This is a genomic window from Tateyamaria sp. (genome assembly GCF_039945315.1).
Classification (GTDB): domain Bacteria; phylum Pseudomonadota; class Alphaproteobacteria; order Rhodobacterales; family Rhodobacteraceae; genus Tateyamaria.
Genome location: NZ_JBDUXB010000019.1, coordinates 156,084 through 173,672, shown reverse-complemented (window position 1 = coordinate 173,672; position 17,589 = coordinate 156,084). Strand labels below are relative to the sequence as shown.

12 protein-coding genes are annotated in these 17,589 nt (G+C 57.0%); 6 read left to right on the top strand and 6 right to left on the bottom strand.

Annotation, left to right across the window (positions count from 1 at the left end):
• Window positions 1-10 precede the first annotated feature (10 nt).
• From glgB to ABJD00_RS05785, 6 genes are all read left to right on the top strand, one after another.
• Window positions 11-2,227 carry a 1,4-alpha-glucan branching protein GlgB gene (glgB, locus tag ABJD00_RS05810; protein WP_413835300.1) on the top strand — a complete coding sequence of 739 codons (2,217 nt, stop codon included), beginning with the start codon at window positions 11-13 and terminating at the stop codon, window positions 2,225-2,227.
• Window positions 2,224-3,495, top strand: a complete 1,272-nt coding sequence (gene glgC, locus ABJD00_RS05805) for a glucose-1-phosphate adenylyltransferase (RefSeq protein ID WP_413835303.1) — start codon at window positions 2,224-2,226, stop codon at window positions 3,493-3,495. Before glgB ends, glgC begins: the two co-directional genes overlap by 4 nt.
• A 4-nt stretch (window positions 3,496-3,499) precedes the next feature.
• The gene (glgA, locus tag ABJD00_RS05800) at window positions 3,500-4,930 is read left to right on the top strand and encodes a glycogen synthase GlgA (protein WP_413835306.1); all 1,431 of its coding nucleotides are present in this window, start codon (window positions 3,500-3,502) and stop codon (window positions 4,928-4,930) included.
• Between the two features lie 47 nt (window positions 4,931-4,977).
• Window positions 4,978-7,056: a glycogen debranching protein GlgX gene (gene glgX / locus ABJD00_RS05795; protein WP_413835666.1), complete on the top strand. Its 2,079-nt coding sequence runs from the start codon at window positions 4,978-4,980 to the stop codon at window positions 7,054-7,056.
• Between the two features lie 13 nt (window positions 7,057-7,069).
• Complete coding sequence (locus ABJD00_RS05790) at window positions 7,070-8,695, top strand: alpha-D-glucose phosphate-specific phosphoglucomutase (RefSeq protein WP_413835309.1); 1,626 nt, start codon at window positions 7,070-7,072, stop codon at window positions 8,693-8,695.
• 402 nt (window positions 8,696-9,097) lie between these two features.
• Window positions 9,098-9,865 (top strand): sulfite exporter TauE/SafE family protein, encoded by a 768-nt coding sequence (locus ABJD00_RS05785; RefSeq protein WP_413835311.1) that lies wholly within the window; start codon window positions 9,098-9,100, stop codon window positions 9,863-9,865.
• Window positions 9,866-9,876: 11 nt separating this feature from the next.
• Here the strand turns inward: ABJD00_RS05785 and ABJD00_RS05780 are convergent, their stop codons facing one another.
• From ABJD00_RS05780 to ABJD00_RS05755, 6 genes are all read right to left on the bottom strand, one after another.
• The gene (locus ABJD00_RS05780) at window positions 9,877-11,370 is read right to left on the bottom strand and encodes a class I adenylate-forming enzyme family protein (protein WP_413835314.1); all 1,494 of its coding nucleotides are present in this window, start codon (window positions 11,368-11,370) and stop codon (window positions 9,877-9,879) included.
• Window positions 11,367-12,752 carry an acylating sulfoacetaldehyde dehydrogenase gene (gene sauS / locus ABJD00_RS05775; protein WP_413835317.1) on the bottom strand — a complete coding sequence of 462 codons (1,386 nt, stop codon included), beginning with the start codon at window positions 12,750-12,752 and terminating at the stop codon, window positions 11,367-11,369. Before sauS ends, ABJD00_RS05780 begins: the two co-directional genes overlap by 4 nt.
• 29 nt (window positions 12,753-12,781) lie before the next feature.
• The gene (locus tag ABJD00_RS05770) at window positions 12,782-14,272 is read right to left on the bottom strand and encodes a tripartite tricarboxylate transporter permease (RefSeq protein WP_413835319.1); all 1,491 of its coding nucleotides are present in this window, start codon (window positions 14,270-14,272) and stop codon (window positions 12,782-12,784) included.
• A 3-nt stretch (window positions 14,273-14,275) separates the two neighbouring features.
• Complete coding sequence (locus ABJD00_RS05765; protein WP_413835322.1) at window positions 14,276-14,836, bottom strand: tripartite tricarboxylate transporter TctB family protein; 561 nt, start codon at window positions 14,834-14,836, stop codon at window positions 14,276-14,278.
• Window positions 14,837-14,908: 72 nt separating this feature from the next.
• On the bottom strand, window positions 14,909-15,922 hold the full coding sequence (locus ABJD00_RS05760) for a tripartite tricarboxylate transporter substrate binding protein (RefSeq protein WP_413835324.1): 1,014 nt from the start codon (window positions 15,920-15,922) through the stop codon (window positions 14,909-14,911).
• A 365-nt stretch (window positions 15,923-16,287) separates the two neighbouring features.
• Window positions 16,288-17,445 carry a BamA/TamA family outer membrane protein gene (locus ABJD00_RS05755; protein ID WP_413835327.1) on the bottom strand — a complete coding sequence of 386 codons (1,158 nt, stop codon included), beginning with the start codon at window positions 17,443-17,445 and terminating at the stop codon, window positions 16,288-16,290.
• Window positions 17,446-17,589 lie beyond the last annotated feature (144 nt).

The window sequence follows — 17,589 nt, the reverse complement described above, 5'->3', positions numbered from 1 at the left end:
CCGCATTCGCATGGCCAAACTTCTGACACGCGACATGGCCCTCAAGGCCGCCCCGCCTCGAGACGTGGTTGCAGCCCTTTTGGGCGGGCTTCTGGTCGATCCGTTCCAGTTTCTGGGCCTGCGCATGCATCCGGACGGCTTTGCGCTCAACGTCTTTGTGCCCGGCGCGGATACCGTCACCTGCATCACGGGCAAGGCGATAAAGACGCCGCTGGAACCTGTTGAAGGCGCACCGGGGCTATTCTGCACTCTGTTAAAAAAAAATCAGCCCTACCGCCTGAATGCCACGGTCGGCAACCACAGCTGGACGTTTGACGATCCTTATCGCTTTGGTCGGGTGTTGAGCGATGACGATCTTTACTATCTGGGCGAAGGCTCGATGCATCGTCTGTGGAAGACGCTGGGCGCGCATGTCACCGAGATCGACGGGGTGGCTGGCGTGCATTTTGCTGTCTGGGCCCCGAATGCTGAACGGGTCGCGGTCGTTGGTGATTTCAACGTTTGGGATGCGCGACGTCATGGGATGCGGCGATTAGGGGCTTCGGGTGTTTGGGAGATTTTTGTTCCTGGCGTGATGCCTGGTGACGTCTACAAATACGCAATCCGAGCAAATGGTCACGACCTGCCACTCAAGTCCGATCCGGTCGGGTTTGGCGCGGAGCATCCGCCCAGAACCGGATCCGTTGTCCGGGACATTACAGGCCATGACTGGTCTGACGGTGAGTGGATGAAGGGGCGCGCCGCGCATCACAACACCGACGTGCCGATCAGCATCTACGAGGTGAACCTCGCCAGTTGGAAGCGAGCCGACGGCAACCGCCCACTTTCATACGAGGAACTGGCCACAGATCTGGTCGAATACGTCGCCGACATGGGCTTTACCCATATCGAGATGATGCCAATCACCGAGCACCCCTTTGACGGCTCATGGGGATACCAACCCATCGGGATGTATGCCCCGACCATTCGGCACGGAACACCTGATGAGTTCCGCGCGTTGGTTACGGCGGCACACAACAAGGGCCTCGGCGTTCTGCTCGATTGGGTGCCTGCGCATTTTCCGACCGACGAGCATGGCCTCGCGCAGTTTGACGGCACGCACCTGTATGAACACGCCGACCCGCGCGAAGGATTTCATCAGGACTGGAACACGCTGATCTTCAACTTTGGACGGCGTGAAGTGGTGAACTTCATGCGCTCCAATGCGCTGTATTGGATGGAAGAATATCATCTGGACGGCATTCGCGTGGATGCTGTCGCCTCGATGCTGTACCGGGACTATTCGCGCAAAGACGGCGAATGGGTGCCCAATGCGCATGGCGGCCGCGAAAACCTTGAGGCTATCGCCTTCCTGCAAGAGACCAATACTTTCGTCTACGGCGAAGACGCCAGTATCATGACCGTGGCTGAGGAAAGCACAGCCTTTCCCGGTGTCTCCCGCCCCGTTTATCACGGTGGCCTCGGGTTTGGGTTCAAGTGGAACATGGGGTGGATGAACGACACCCTGCGGTACATGGAAGAGGAACCCATCAACCGCAAATACCATCATCATCTGATGACCTTTGGCATCGCCTATGCGTTTTCTGAAAACTTCGTGCTGCCGATCAGCCATGACGAGGTTGTGCATGGCAAAGGGTCAATGCTTGAGAAAATGCCGGGATCAGATTGGGAAAAATTTGCCAACCTCCGGGCCTACTATGGGTTCATGTGGTCCCATCCGGGCAAGAAGTTGCTGTTCATGGGACAGGAATTTGCGCAGCGCGACGAGTGGAACCACGACCAGAGCCTCGATTGGCATTTGCTGGATGCATCTGCCCATACGGGCATTCAAACTTTGGTACGGGACCTCAATTCTCTTTATCGCTCGACACCTGCGCTCTACCTCAATGACTGCCGACCAAGCGGATTTGGCTGGATCGACGGCGGCGATATGGAAAACTCAATCTATGTCTATCAGCGCATTGGCGGGCCAGATGACCCACGCGCAATCATCGTGCTGAACATGACGCCGGTAGAACGCTCAGATCACCGGATCGGCCTGCCGGGCCAAGGGTTCTGGCGCGAGGCACTGAATACAGACGCAGTCGAATATGGCGGCGGCGGGCGTGGCAATCTGGGAGGAGTGCACGCCGAGGCCGTTGAGTGGATGGGACAATCCTATTCGGCCAATGTCACATTGCCGCCCCTGTCGGCGGTTATCCTGATAGAAGGGGAGGACGACACATGAAACCAACACCCAACCAACGCCTGTCAAATCGCGCCATGGCCTTTGTGCTTGCAGGTGGGCGGGGCAGTCGCCTCAAGGAGCTGACAGACAGTCGCGCCAAACCAGCGGTCTATTTCGGCGGAAAGACACGGATCGTGGATTTCGCACTTTCCAATGCGCTCAACTCCGGCATTCGGAAAATGGCCATCGCCACGCAATACAAGGCCCACAGCCTGATCCGTCACTGCCAGCGCGGGTGGGGTTTTCTGCGGGCTGAGCGGAACGAATACCTTGATATTCTGCCAGCCAGCCAGCGGACATCCGAAGACAAGTGGTATCTTGGCACCGCTGATGCCGTTGCCCAGAACATCGACATCATCGACAGCTATGACGTTGATTACATTGTCGTTCTGGCCGGGGATCATATCTACAAGATGGATTACGAGATCATGCTGCAACAGCATGTGGACACCGACGCTGACGTCACCATTGGCTGTTTGACCGTGCCCCGGATGGAGGCAACTGCCTTTGGTGTCATGCATTGCGACGCAGCCGACCGCATCACTGACTTTCTGGAAAAGCCTGCCAATCCCCCCGCCATTCCCGGAGATCCGGATCACGCGCTCGCCTCGATGGGCATCTACGTGTTCAAATGGTCCTTCCTGCGTGATCTGCTGATCCAGGACATGGAAGACCCCAATTCGGCCCATGATTTCGGCAACGACATTATTCCGCAGGTGGTCAATGGCGGCAAGGCGCAGGCCCACAGGTTCTCGGATAGCTGTGTGCAGTCCGGCCTTGAAGCCGAGCCTTATTGGCGTGACGTCGGCACGATTGACGCGTTCTGGCGCGCCAATATCGACCTGACCGAGTTCACTCCGCCACTGGACCTGTATGACAATTCCTGGCCGATCTGGACCTATGCCGAAAGCGTGCCGCCGGCCAAGTTCATCCATAACGAAGAAAACCGCCGCGGCATGGCGGTGTCTTCCATGGTGTCTGGCGGGTGCATCATTTCGGGCTCTGAAATCCTTGAATCCCTGCTGTTCACAGGCGTGCGCAGCCATTCGTTTTCTTCGCTGAACCAAGTGGTGGCCCTGCCCTATGTTGAGGTCGGGCGCGAAGCGAAACTGACCAAATGTGTGGTCGACAGGGGGGTGCACATCCCGGACGGTCTGGTGGTCGGAGAAGATCCGGTTGAGGACGCCAAATGGTTCCGCGTGTCGGATGGGGGCGTTGTGTTAATTACCAAACCTATGATCGCGGCCCGCGCGGCGGCACTTGGATAGATCCATGCGTTGCGTTTTGTCCGTCACCTCCGAATGTGTGCCCCTGATCAAAACCGGGGGCCTCGCGGATGTGGCGGGCGCGTTGCCCGCAGGGTTGGCGCAGACAGGGTGGCAGATGCGCACCTTGATGCCTGCCTATCCCGGTCTTGTAGTTAAAACTGCCGCCAAGAAGACAGTTTTTGCGTTCAAGGATCTGATGGGGGGACCTGCGCGCGTATTGGCGGGGGCTGCTAGCGGGGTTGATGTGCTCTTGCTGGATGCGCCGCACCTTTATGACCGCCCCGGCGGCCCCTATGGCAATCCAACGGATTTCCCGGACAACCCTATCCGTTTTGCCGCCCTGTCTTATGCTGCGGCATGCATCGCGCGCGACGGGTTAAGCGATGGATGGCGTCCCGAAGTGTTGCATGCCCATGACTGGCAAGCTGGGCTGGCACCGACCTATCTGAAGTTGAGTGGTGACAATGATGTCGCCACGGTGATGACGGTGCACAACATCGCCTTTCAGGGATTGGCTCCGGCGGCGATGCTGGGAGCGATGGAATTGCCAATTTCCGAATTCACATCGGAGGGGCTGGAATACTGGGGCCAGATCAGCACGTTGAAGGCCGGGCTGGTCGATGCCGGTGCGATCACGACCGTCAGCCCGACCTATGCGGCCGAGCTGATGCGGCCGGAATTTGGCATGGGTCTGGATGGATTGATTGCCCACCGTGCAGGCGATTTAAGCGGCATTCTGAACGGGATCGACATGGACGTTTGGAACCCAGAGACAGACCCCGAGATCACGTCTTATTCTGCGACATCGCTCAAGGGGAAGGCCAAGAACCGCAAGGCGCTGATGGCTGAATTCGGCTTGTCGGATATCACCGGCCCGCTTGCCATCATCGTGAGCCGACTGACCTCCCAAAAGGGGATGGACCTGATCGCGGATTGCGCAGGGCAGTTTGTGGCCTCGGGTGGTGGCATCGCGATCCTAGGAAGTGGTGACCCGGTCATCGAGGACCAGATGCGCCTGCTTGCGCGCAATCACCCCGGCAAGATCGGTTTGCGCATCGGCTATGATGAGGCGCTGTCGCATCGTATGTTCGGGGGCGGGGACGCAGTGTTGGTGCCCTCGCGATTTGAACCCTGCGGGCTGACCCAACTTTATGGTTTGCGTTATGGCACAGTGCCCGTTGTGGCCGCTACAGGTGGGCTGGCTGACAGCGTAATCAACGCCAACGTCATGGCGCAATCGTCGAATGCATCAACGGGTTTTCAGTTTCATCCGGTGGATTCTTTGGCCTTTGGTCACTGTTTGCGTCGCGTTACAGACATGTTTGCCGATAAATCAGGCTGGACCCGCCTGCAAAAACGGGGAATGAAGCAGCATCTGGGGTGGGAGGCCTCGTCCGCAGCTTATGCTGCACTGTATGAAAGGCTTACCGAGTGAATGTCTCCGCACAGCATGATCTGCCGAAGGTCCTGAAACATCATTCGATGTCGGCGGGCCGTCCCTACCCAATTGGGGCCACCTTTGACGGCGAAGGCGTCAACTTTGCTGTCTTTTCCGAACATGCTGAGCGGGTGGAATTGTGCCTGTTTGACCATGACGGCTGGATCGAGATTGCGCGAATTCCGCTGATGGAGCGGGACGGAGACGTCTGGCACATCTATGTCGCCGGGCTGACACCGGGAACGTCCTATGGCTACCGTGTGCATGGACCTTACGACCCTGAAAACGGGCATCGGTTCAACCCCAACAAGCTACTGTTGGATCCTTATGCCAAGCGCATCATTGGCGAGGTGGCGTGGAACGACGCGGTCATGGGCTACAGTATCGGCGCCAAAGCCGCAGACCTCAGCTATGATCGCCGCGACAGCGCGGCCTATGTCCCGCGTTCTGTCGTGGTGGATCCAAGCTTTGAGTGGGGCAAAGATACCCCCCCGGAAGTCAGCGGATCGGAAACCCTGATCTACGAGGCACACGTCAAAGGCATGACCGCCGAATTCCCCGGCCTGCGCCGCGGCCAACGAGGTCACTTTCTTGGTATGGCCAGCGAGCCGGTGCTGGAACACCTGACCAAGCTGGGCGTAACGACTGTGCAGTTGCTCCCCGTGCATGCCTTTCTGGACGACAAGTTTCTCGTTGATGCAAACTTATCGAACTATTGGGGTTATCAATCCATAGGCTTTTTTGCGCCCGAGCCTCGATACATGGACCAGGCAGGTATTTGGGAATTCCAGACGATGGTCCGCCGGGTCCATGCAGCCGGGATCGAGGTGATCCTCGACGTCGTCTACAACCACTCGGGCGAAGGCAACCATCTGGGGCCAACCCTGTCTTTCCGTGGTCTCGACAACAAATCCTATTACCGCTTGCAGGACGACGAGCGCTACTACGTCAATGACACCGGCACCGGGAATACACTGAACGTGCGTCACCCAATGGTGCTGCGTATGATCATGGATTCATTGCGTTATTGGGTCGAAGTTATGCATGTGGATGGCTTTCGCTTTGATCTCGCCACGGTGCTGGGGCGCGAAACCGAAGGCTTCAACCGCAATGGCGGCTTTCTGGACGCACTCGGCCAAGATCCGGTGCTGAGCCGGGTCAAACTGATAGCCGAGCCTTGGGACCTTGGCCCCGGCGGCTATCAGCTCGGCAACTGGCCGCATCCGTTTCTGGAATACAACGACAAATTCCGAGATGGGATTCGCAAATTCTGGCGTGGGGATGCTGGCCTGACGGGAAAGCTGGGCCGGTGCCTGACAGGCAGTGCAGATACATTTGACCACTCCGGTCGGGCTGCCACGTCCTCGATCAACTTCATCACTTGCCACGACGGCATGACCCTGCGTGACGTGGTGAGCTATGACAAAAAGAACAACCATGCCAATGGCGAAGCCAACCGCGACGGCACGGATGCGAACTGGTCAGACAATATGGGCGTCAAAGGCCTGACCGACGATGCCAAGATCAATGCCGCCCGTTCACAGCGCCAACGCAATCTTCTGGCAACCGGTTTTCTGTCTCAAGGCACACCGATGCTGCTGGCCGGTGACGAAATCGGCAACACCCAGAACGGCAACAACAACACCTTTGGTCAGGACAATCCGCTTGGTTGGGTGAATTGGGGCAGCGCGGATCAGGACATGCTGAACTTTGTCAAACGGCTCAGCGCCCTGCGCCGGGACAACAAAGTGTTGCGTCAGACCCGGTTCCTGCACTCGCGCCCACGCAGTGCGGATGGCAAGCCGGACGTATTCTGGCGCCTGCCCGACGGCACGGTCCCGACCCGCGAAGACTGGGAAGACCCCAAGACCAAGACCATCGGCGTCGAGCTACGCACATCTTCGACCACGCCCTACTACGCGGCTTCGGATGATGTGATCTTTCTTGTCTTCAACAACGATGAGGATCAGGACGTGGTCCTGCCCCCCTGCGCCCCAGACAAGACGTGGGAACGGATTTTGAACACGGCCGCACCAGATGAAGGCCCTTACTGCCTTGTTGGCAATACTGTGCATGTCAGCGCCTTGTCCGTCTCAGTCTTTACGCTGGCGCCCGTACATTAAGAAGGACGACCCTATGAGCAAAGCGAGCATTGCGACCATTCCGTTCGAGGGACAAAAGCCCGGCACTTCGGGACTGCGCAAAAAGTGCCGCGTGTTCATGGGCGAGCATTACCTCGAGAACTTTGTGCAGGCGATGTTTGACGGGATTGGCGGCGTGGCTGGCAAGACGCTGGTCGTTGGCGGAGATGGCCGTTTTCACAACGATGTCGCGACGCAGACCATCTTGGCTATGGCTGCGGCCAATGGCGCGGCGCGCGCGATTGTTGGGCAAAATGCCCTTCTATCTACCCCCGCAGCATCCCACCTAATCCGCACGATGCAAACAGATGGCGGGGTAATACTGTCAGCCAGCCACAACCCCGGCGGCATCGACGAGGATTTCGGGATCAAGTTCAACATGCCCAATGGTGGCCCCGCCCCCGAGGCGGTCACAAACGCAATCTTTGAACACACGCAAACCATCGATACCTATCACATCTGGCAAGGTGACTCTGTCGATCTGTCGACCATCGGTGTCAGCTCATTGGGCGGCATGACGGTCGAAATCGTTGATCCAGTCGCGGCCTATGTCGACCTGATGCGGAGCCTCTTTGATTTCCCTGCCATCGCCAAGATGATTTTGGGCGGCTTGTCGATCCGGTTCGATGCCATGTGCGCCATCACCGGCCCCTATGCCCGCGCGATCCTTGAGGATGCACTGGGCGCACCCAAAGGCACAGTGACCCACGGCACTCCCCTTCCCGATTTTGGCGGCATGCACCCGGACCCCAATCCAACCTGGGCGCACGAGCTGATGGACGAAATGATGGGACCGGATGCTCCAGGCTTTGGCTGTGCATCTGACGGCGACGGCGATCGCAATATGATTGTCGGTCCCGGTTGTTACGTCAGCCCATCAGATTCCTTGGCCGTGATTGCGGCCAATGCGCATATGGCACCCGGATATGCGGATGGCCTGAAAGGCGTCGCTCGCTCCATGCCGACTTCTGCTGCTGTGGACCGCGTGGCCGGGGCGCTTGGTCTAGATTGCTACGAAACGCCGACCGGCTGGAAATTTTTTGGCAATCTCATGGATGATGGGCGGGTCAGCCTGTGTGGTGAGGAGAGCTTTGGCACCGGGTCGGACCATGTGCGCGAAAAGGATGGCGTCTGGGCTGTTCTGATGTGGCTGAACATTATGGCTGCGACCGGCAAATCCGTCCCACAGATCATGGCCGATCACTGGGCGCGCTTTGGTCGCAACTACTATTCCCGCCACGATTTCGAGGCTATTGAGACGGCCAAGGCCGACGCACTGATGTCGGAGTTGCGCGACGCGTTGAGCGGGCTGGCGGGCCGTAGCGAAGGGCCTTTGACCGTAGCACATGCAGATGATTACACCTATCTTGATCCAGTCGATGGCAGTACGTCTGCGCAGCAAGGCGTGCGGGTTGTGTTTGAAGGTGGTGCGCGGTTCGTGGTGCGCCTGTCGGGCACTGGAACCAGCGGGGCAACACTTCGTCTCTACCTCGAAACGCTCGAGACAAATCAACTGGACCTTGAGCCACAAGAAGCCCTTGCCTCGGTGATCGCAGCCGCCCACAGCATCATCGGCATTGAGAGCCACACAGGCCGTACCGCGCCTGACGTTATCACCTAACCACCAGCTATGACTTTTGCCACTTGCTGTCGATGGCGGTTTTGCCTGATCCAATTTGTCGGACGACCCGAACAGATGATCCGTCCGGACGGCGAAAGCGTGGTTTACTGCCGGTTCATGCGTCTTGAGTGGCTGCCAAGTCAGCCATGCTCGCGCGGCCTGACCTGCTAAAAACGCCGTTCTGACGGCATGTTATTTGCCAAAACCGTTGCTTGTTTCCGGTTCAAAGGGGAGAGTGTTCGGTATGAGAGTAAAAGCCGAATTAGAAACTGCCAGAGGTCATATCACGGGCCGACAAAGAGGCCAGCTCCATATTCGGGCGGATGCTGTTGAGGTGGTGGTACATACAAATACCTCCCGGGCCGTCAACTTTACGCAATCCCATTTTTGGACCGGCGCAGCATGAGCGCTTGGTCTGATATATTCCAGATCACAGATCCAGGTTATGTCGCATTGGTGGGACTGATTTTCCTCGGAGCGGCCATCATCAAAGGGTTCCTTGGCATCGGCCTTCCGGCCGCTGCGATGGCGTTCCTTACCCTTCTTATGCCACCAACCGAAGCCATCCCGTTGCTTTGGCTGTCCATCCTTGGCACCAACTCACTCCAATTCGCGCGCGCGCCGAAAAAGTGGGATATCGCCAAGGAATACTGGCTTTTCGCGCTGGCCATCGTCGTCTGCATATTCGTCACGTCGATGTTCATCGCAGACTATCCGACCGCTCTTTTGACGGTAGCTATTGGCATAGCGATGGTTCTGTTCTCTCTGAACTTACTGCTGGGCATCAAATTGCGCATCGGACCGGGTCGAGGATGGCAAGCCGTGTTTGGCGTCATATCCGGCACGCTTGGCGGAATAAGTTCGATCTGGTCACCGACTGTCGCAATGTACATGGTGGCGCGGGATGTTGATAAAGAACGCTTTATCGGCGCAACCGGATTTTTGTTCCTTTGCGGAGTTCTGCCGCTGGGTGCAGGTCAGATTGTGGCCGGGGTCCTGACCTTTCCGGTATTCCTGCAGTCCGTTTTTGTGCTGATGGTCGTTCTGGTTGGGTATCGTATTGGAGAGCTTTTGCGCTCCCATGTTTCGCAGAAACTTTTCAGAAAGGCCGTGCTGATCGCATTCCTGCTGATGGGGATCAGGCTGATTTTTAATGGATTGGCCGCTTAAACGCGCTCGAACTACCCTTTGCCGTACAGCAATTCGTTCAGGTACAGCCGCTGGATTTTGCCGGAAGGCCCTTTGGGTAGCTCGTCCATCAAATGCACGTGGTCCGGGGCCTTGAACTTGCCAACACGCGCGATGCACAGTGCCAGCAAGTCATCCGCCGTAGCCGACGAGCCCTCGCTCAGGCGCACGGCCGCTTCGACCCTTTCGCCATACTCCGGGTTTGGACGGGCAAAAGCTGCCGCCTCAACAACGTCGCCATGTTCATAGAGCGCCTCGTCAATCTCGCGCGGGGCGATGTTCTCACCGCCCTTGATGATCAACTCTTTCAATCGACCAGTCACGAAAATGAACCCATCTGCGTCGATGCGGCCCAGATCGCCTGTGCGCAGCCAGTCTCCGATGAAAGTCTCACGCGTCGCTTCGGGGTTCTTGAGGTATTCCTTCATGACATTCGGGCCACGAATTTGAATCTCTCCTTCCTCGCCAACAGCACAAAGCTGCCCTTTCTCATCTGCAATACGTCCATCGTTGCCGATGCCGTAGCCGGGAGAGCCAATTTTCTGCTGTGCCGGATCAAGGGGATTGGACAGGCATTGCGCGGCTGTTTCGGTGAGGCCCATGGTTTCGACAATCGAAATGCCAAACCGCTTCTGAAAAGCGTTTTGCGTCTCGACCGCAAGCGCCGAGGACGCGGAGCGCCCGAAACGCAATCGCGATTTGAGCGCGTCCGAGGGATCCGCTTCGCCGTGCAACAGGTGGCTGATGATGGTCGGTACAACAGAGAACCATGTGATCCCGCCTTTCTCTGCCTGATCCCAGAACTGGCTGGCAGAGAAGCGCGATACCATCGCAAGCGAACCGCCGGACACGAGGCTGCCCATCACGGAAACGCAGAGCCCGTTGATGTGGTAGAACGGCAGCACACCAAAGGCGCGATCGTCGGGTGTAAGGTGATGGGCTTTACTGACGGTCCAGCCGCCAGCGAGTAGACTGGAATGGGTATGAACTACGCCCTTGGGGCGACCCGTGGTCCCGGACGTATACATCAAAAGTGCGTCGTCGTTTGCTCTCAGATCATGCAACGCTGCTGAGCCGCCTGTCGGTGCATAAAGCGACATCCGCTCTGGCCGGGCCGCATTGAACATCTCGATTTGGGCCTTATGCACGAAGGCAACGCGCGCCCCGGAATGATCGAGCGCATAGCCAATGGCGTCCGGACCAGCAGCAAGGTTGATCATGGTGACACGAAAGCCGCCATACAGAGCCGCGTAGAGCGCCTTGACCCCCTGCAGCCCGTTGGGATGCACCACAGCGATGCTTTCGCCCTTTTCAATGCCCTGGGACGTCAGATCGGCCGCTGTTTCGGCAGCAGTTGCTCTTAGCTCAGCCCAGCTCAACTCTTGCCCTGTTTCGGGAAGGGTGATCGCTGTTCCGCCAGCATCGGCGCGGGCATTCAGCCAATCACGAACTGTGCCCTCAGGCGGCGAGGCCGTGCTCAACTTCATTTGCCTGTTTCTTCCCAATAGGTCCCAAAAATGTCTTCCAAAGCGGGTTCATTGGCTGGGATCTCGCGCACAATCTTTGTTGATTGCAGGAAATTGCGGTAGTTGACGTTGTCATTCACCGAATTGCCGCCCCACGTCCCGCACCCCATCGACAGTGAAAACGGCATCCCGTTGGTGAACGAACCGCCCGTAGCAAAGGTGTGCGCCTGATTGACGATGACCCGGCTGGTTGGGATCGCGTTGGCCAAAATCATTGGTCGATCTGTATTGGTTGAATGCAAGCCAACGGAATGGCCTGCGCCCTGATGCAGCTGGATGTCGCGCGCGACCTTGACCGCCTCGTCAAAATCAGAGGCGCGATAGAGCGCCAGAACCCGGCTCAATTTCTCACCTGACAACGGGTGGTCCGGGCCAATGCCAGACGTCGGCACCGCGATGTAGTCGGTGTCAGCTGGAACATCGAGGTCGAGTGCAGCAATCATCTTGTCTGCGTCTTGCGCAATGACTTCGCGGTTCAGATGTCCACCGGGCCAAAGTTTGGTGACAATGCCGGCTTCATCCTCGACCAGCGCGCCGCCTGCCTTTGCCATGGCGGCCACGAAAGCGTCATAGATGGCATCGACCACGACCACCGAATTCTCCGAAGAACAGGATGTCGCGTTGTCAAAACACTTCGATGCGCGGATTTTTTCGGCTGCGGCGGTCAGGTCTGCGGTTTCGTCGACGATCACCGAGACATTGCCTGCACCGACGGCCACCGACGGAGTCCCCGCCGTTTGTGCTCGGTGGACGTTGTTCTGGCTACCGGTGGCCACAATCATGTCGCACAATTCCATAAGCGATTGAGTTTTTTCCTTTGATCCGGGCGCCGGGACCATTTGCACGAGATCTGGGTCTTCGCCAATCTTTGCAAATTCAGCATGGATAAAGCCAAGAAGCCGCTCAGCGCTCGCCACGCCCTTTGGCGATGGCGCGACAATAATCGAGTTTCCACACTTTAGCGCGTTGATGATATTGTTGGCCGGCGTTGCCGCTGGGTTGGTCGACGGCACAATCGCCCCAACAACACCCTTGGCGCGGGCAATTTCAGTGATGCCTGTAGCCGCATCGTCCGACACTACGCCAAAGGTCTTGGCGTTTTGAATGTCACGCATAAGGCCCAACGTCTTGCGATGGTTTTTGGTAATCTTGTCCGGCACGTTTCCAAGGCCCGTGGTTGTAACAGCAAGTTCTGCAAGCTCTTTGTTACGCGCGGGTTCCATGATGGCCCAAGCCACTGCCTGTGCTGCACGATCGTAGCGAGCTTGCGATCCGTTTGCCTCGTAACGTGCTTGGGCCGCGCGGGAACGGGCAACGATTGCCTGAATACTGTCATCAATCATACGGCGGGCTCCTTTGTTTTATTGGCCCCCTACACCGAAGGCTTGGTCGGTGCAAAGGCCCGGTAGACGCTGGCGCCAAGGGTAAGGAACCCAGCCACGATCAGCAAAGTGCAGATGGGACGAGAGAAATAGGTCCACAGGTCATAATGCACCATCTGCATGCCTTGGGCAAAGTTCTGCTCTCCAATCTTGCCGAGGATCAGGCCCAGCACGATACCGGGGATGGAGAAACCGGAACGGCGCAGGACGTAACCGATGATGCCCGCGATGAACATGACCATGACATCCAACACGAGACCACGACCGGAATAGGCTCCGACTGTGGCTAGCATTAGGATCAACGGAGCCAGGAACTGGAACGGAATCTTCAGCAGGTTGAGGATTGTTTTGGTCTCGATCACGCCAATGATGAGGATCGAAAGGTTGGCGTAGAACATGGCTGCGAACACGATCCAGATGAGGTCTGGTGAAAGCATGAACACCAGCGGGCCGGGTTGCAGGTCGTGCATTTGAAAAACAGCGACCATCATCGCCGTCAGCGCTCCGCCCGGCAGACCAAGCGCCAACAGCGGGATCATCGCCGCGCCTGTGGCCGCATTGTTCGCTGTCTCGGACGAAATCACGCCCTCAAGCTTGCCCTTGCCGAACTCTTCTTTGTTCTTGGACCAACGCACCGCCTCGCCGTAACCCATAAAGGCCGCAAGTGTGGCCCCGATGCCGGGCAGGATTCCGCAAAAGAAGCCCACGAGGATCGAGCGGAGGACAGCAACCTTGTGCCGCCACAGCTCAAGTGCGCTGGGGAACGTCATGGATACAGCAGGAGCGTTGTATTTGCCCGTCGCCTTCTTTTCCGCCTGTACGAAAATCTCGGAGACGGCAAAAAAGCCCAGAATTGCCGGGACGAAGGCGATGCCAGCGGCAAGATCAACCAGCCCGAAATTGTATCGGTTGATGCCGCCCACTGGGTCTTGGCCGATCGTGGCGATCAGCAGTCCGATCAGGACCGACATCCAACCTTTCCAGATCGTCCGCGCGCCAACGGACGAGGCAACCGCAAGACCAAAGAAAACAAGTGCAAAAATCTCTGGTGGCCCAATGTTGCGGATGGCCCAGTTGGCCAGCGGCTCGGTTGCGGCCATCATCACAAGGGCCGAGGCCACACCACCAATGGCAGAGCACAAGACTGCGGCACCCACCGCTTTGCCCGCCTGACCCTTTTGCGTCATCGGGTAGCCGTCAAACGCCGTTGGCGCGTTTTCGGGAGAGCCGGGGATGTTGAACAAAATGGCCGTGATCGCCCCGCCATAGGTGCCGGTGCAATACAGTACGGCGAACAGCATCACGCCCTGTGCGGGCTCCAGCCCCGCAGTGAAGGGCAGCAGGATGGCGGCCAGAGTCAGCATGCTGACCCCCGGGATCGCACCAAAAAGCATGCCGCCGATCACGCCAAAGAGGAAAATACCGATTGTGACCGGATCTCCGAAAAGGGCAGAAGTCCCAGCCAGAAAGTTCTCAAGCATCGCTTACCAAAGCCCCCGGAGTTGCGTGTTCATCTTCAGCATCCACGCACTGAAATCGTAGAAAGGGGACATGTTGCCTTGAGGCAAAGGTGCATTCAGCACCACAAGGAACAGTCCGATGAAAGTCACGTAAATGATCGCTGTCATTATCAGGATCGCTTTCCACCGGCGTTCGCCAAACATGATCATCACCGAAGCGATAAAAAACGGGGCACTGAAATAGATGCCAACCGGGCGGAGTAGGAAGGCAAACACGAAAGGCGTGAGCAACACGAGTATCATGCGGAGCAAGGCCGTCTTGTCGGCCATAAGGGATTCGCTGTCTTGTTGCGCGGCAGCGCCCAGAATGCCGCCCTGTGACTCTGAGCCGTTGCAGTACTGGTGATACAGGTTCCCCGCTGCTGCGAGCAGCAGAAGAAACAGTACGACACGCGGCCATGCCGTTGCGCCAAAAATGTAGATCTCGATCGTTTGGTTAAACTCAAACGAATAGGCGTAGAAGATCGCGACGATCCCCACGAATATCGCTGCTTCGATCAGGTGGCCCTTGGTCAGCCGTCCCATGCCTGCGTCTCCCCTACCCGCATGAAAAACGTGGCGCCCGAAGGCGCCACGTCAAAGCATCGCTGACGCGACTTATTTAACGTCCAGACCCATGGCCTTGTAGACGTCGCGGTATTGGCCAACCGTGGAGGTGATCAGTTCTTTGGAGCCGTCCGTGTCACGGTAGCTATCGATCACGGTCATGAACTTGCTTTCATTGAACGCCTGATAGCTGTCTTCGCAATAGCCGCGCTGGAAGGCCCATTGCAGCCACTCGACGCGGTCTGCTGGCGCATCAGCATGCACGTAGAAGCCACGGAAGCGCAGCAGTGGATCGAAATCCATGCCCATTTCGCGGTGCGTCGGAGTGTCGGCAAATACGCCCGGACGTTCATCAAAGATCGTCAGGATCGGCTTGAACTGATCCGCGTCTAGGAAGTTGCGGACATCCCCCGGCTGTTCAAAGAGTGCGTCCACCTGGCCACCCAGAAGGGCACCGTAGCGCGGCGCGCCCTTGTCGAACGAGATTTGCTGGATCGTCATGCCGGTGGCGTCGGTGATGAATTTCATCGTCACACGTTCCATCGAGCCTTCTTTGGACACGTTGGCGATGGTTGCCTTTCCGTCTTGGGCCTTGACCCATTCGACAAACGACGGCCAGTCGGAGAAGCGCGTTTCGTTGGTGCGAATGTAGATCTGGCTAAACGTGACCTGGCTAGTCACCAGCGGAATGAGATTTTCAGCCGGGTTCGGCATGGACGAATCCAGCGCATGGGCCGAGGACGCATCGTCGATGTGTTCGAGCACGTTATAGCCATCTGCGGGCGACGCCATATAAGCCGTCATGCCGACAACACCCGAACCACCTGGTTTGTGGTCGCGGTTGATTGCGACACCTGTCAATTCGGTCACAGCCTCAGCCATTGCAGCAGCGACTTGCCCCGAACCACCTGCGGGTCCGTATGGAACCACCATGGTGAGGGCCCTTTCCGGGAACCCATCAGGCTTGTCGAACGACGCTTCTGGTCGCACACATTCAAATGCAAGAGCGGCCGTTCCCGTCGCCAAAAAAACGGAAACAATCGATGTTCCGAGCAGTCTATTCATAATCGTCCTCCCTGACGCGCCTTGTTTGGTTTATTTTTGTACAAGGCTTCTTTTGTCTCTCGACACAGAGATCAATGACACGTCAATGATCTCCTATGTAACGACATTAGGGCCGATGGGGCTTTCTGTCCAGAATTCAAGTTATTGTGGTTTAAGGTCGTATCACCAGCAACTCTGAAGGCCTAGAGCGGGACGCAAGAAAAGAAGCAAACAACTGATAAGTATAATAATTTTTGAGCCGAATAGTGCAAACGACGGTCGTTAAAAAGGGCGAACCGGATTATGTTCTCACAATCGAAAGTATCGCCTCGGGATGTATCTGGGCTTGCTCCGGTATCGACGGGATTGGTTTTACCAAGCGCGATTCAAAACCTCTGACCCACTGAAACGTACAGGATGCTTTCTTGAGCCTCGTTGTAGGACAGGTCAATTGCGTAATCGACAGGGAAAGTCTTGGACAGACGGATGCGTGCGCCTAAGCCAACCGCAACCTTAAGATCATTTCCTAAAGCGTCCCCGAAGTCATCGCCTACGCTACCGATGCCCGCGAAGGCAACAAATCCCAATCGGTTAGTCAATCGACCTCGATACTCTACTTGAGCAGATAGCAGTGCGTTATCGATGAATTCAGTCGCGACATACCCGCGAAAGGCATCCACCCCACCAAGAGCGCAACTGTCAAAAAAAGGAGCTTCGTCCGTCGAGGCACAGACCGATCCACGGACGGCGAGGACCCCTTTTTCGGTAACTGGCCAGTAGTAATTGGATGTGAGCACAAGCTTTCCGTAATGCAGCTCACCATTGTCCACTGCACGCCCGTAGATCAGTGAGCCCGTGGAAAGCGACCCGGTGGTCGGATAGAAATTATCATCTCGAAAGTCGCGTTCGACATCAAACGTAAGTCGCGCGAGCTTTAGCCTGGTGTCCTCTTCAAATATTGGCGGCAGAGCGCCACCTCCGCGCAATTGCACATCCGACTCGCCGTAACCAATCCCAATTCCAATCTCAACTTGTTCTGAAATGGAGCGGGCAAATCCAATCGTGTATCCTTGCAAGGATTGCGAGACCGGAATTGGAATACCAGCAACATAGAGGTCATAGTTCAAGTTCGCGTCAGCCAAGAGAAAGCTGGTCGTCCATTCTCCATTGCCAAAATTTACATCCCAGCCAAGGGCATAGCCTTCGCTATCATTGTCGGACTTAAATGCGCCGAACCCGACTGTGGAAGAATTTGACCCTTCATCCGCGCGAAATAGATAAGCACCACCCAAGGCCAGCCCCGCGCCGAGGGATGGGCTGGAAAACGGAATCGGAGCGACAATGAACGAGCCGTTGCGAACGCCGACAGCTTCGGCCGTTTCGGTTTCAGGAACGGCAGCACCATTTTTGAAAGGCCCAGATTGGGCGGTGCACTGACCACCAATGCAGGCGAGAACGGTCGCCAAAGCGGCGAGGTGCCGGCCGCGGCGTCCGACACTGTCTTTCAGAAAGTCCAGTTTTTGGTTCGGCATTACTTCTGTCATCTCAATCACATTAGTCACATCAGGTTTTATGCCTTTTGTCCAATGCCGTGGACGAGGCCATATCCAAACTGACAACCTCAAAATGTCTACATCCAGCGAGCAGGGCAGCCTAGCTGGACGGACTTTAAGCGCCCGTACGGTTCA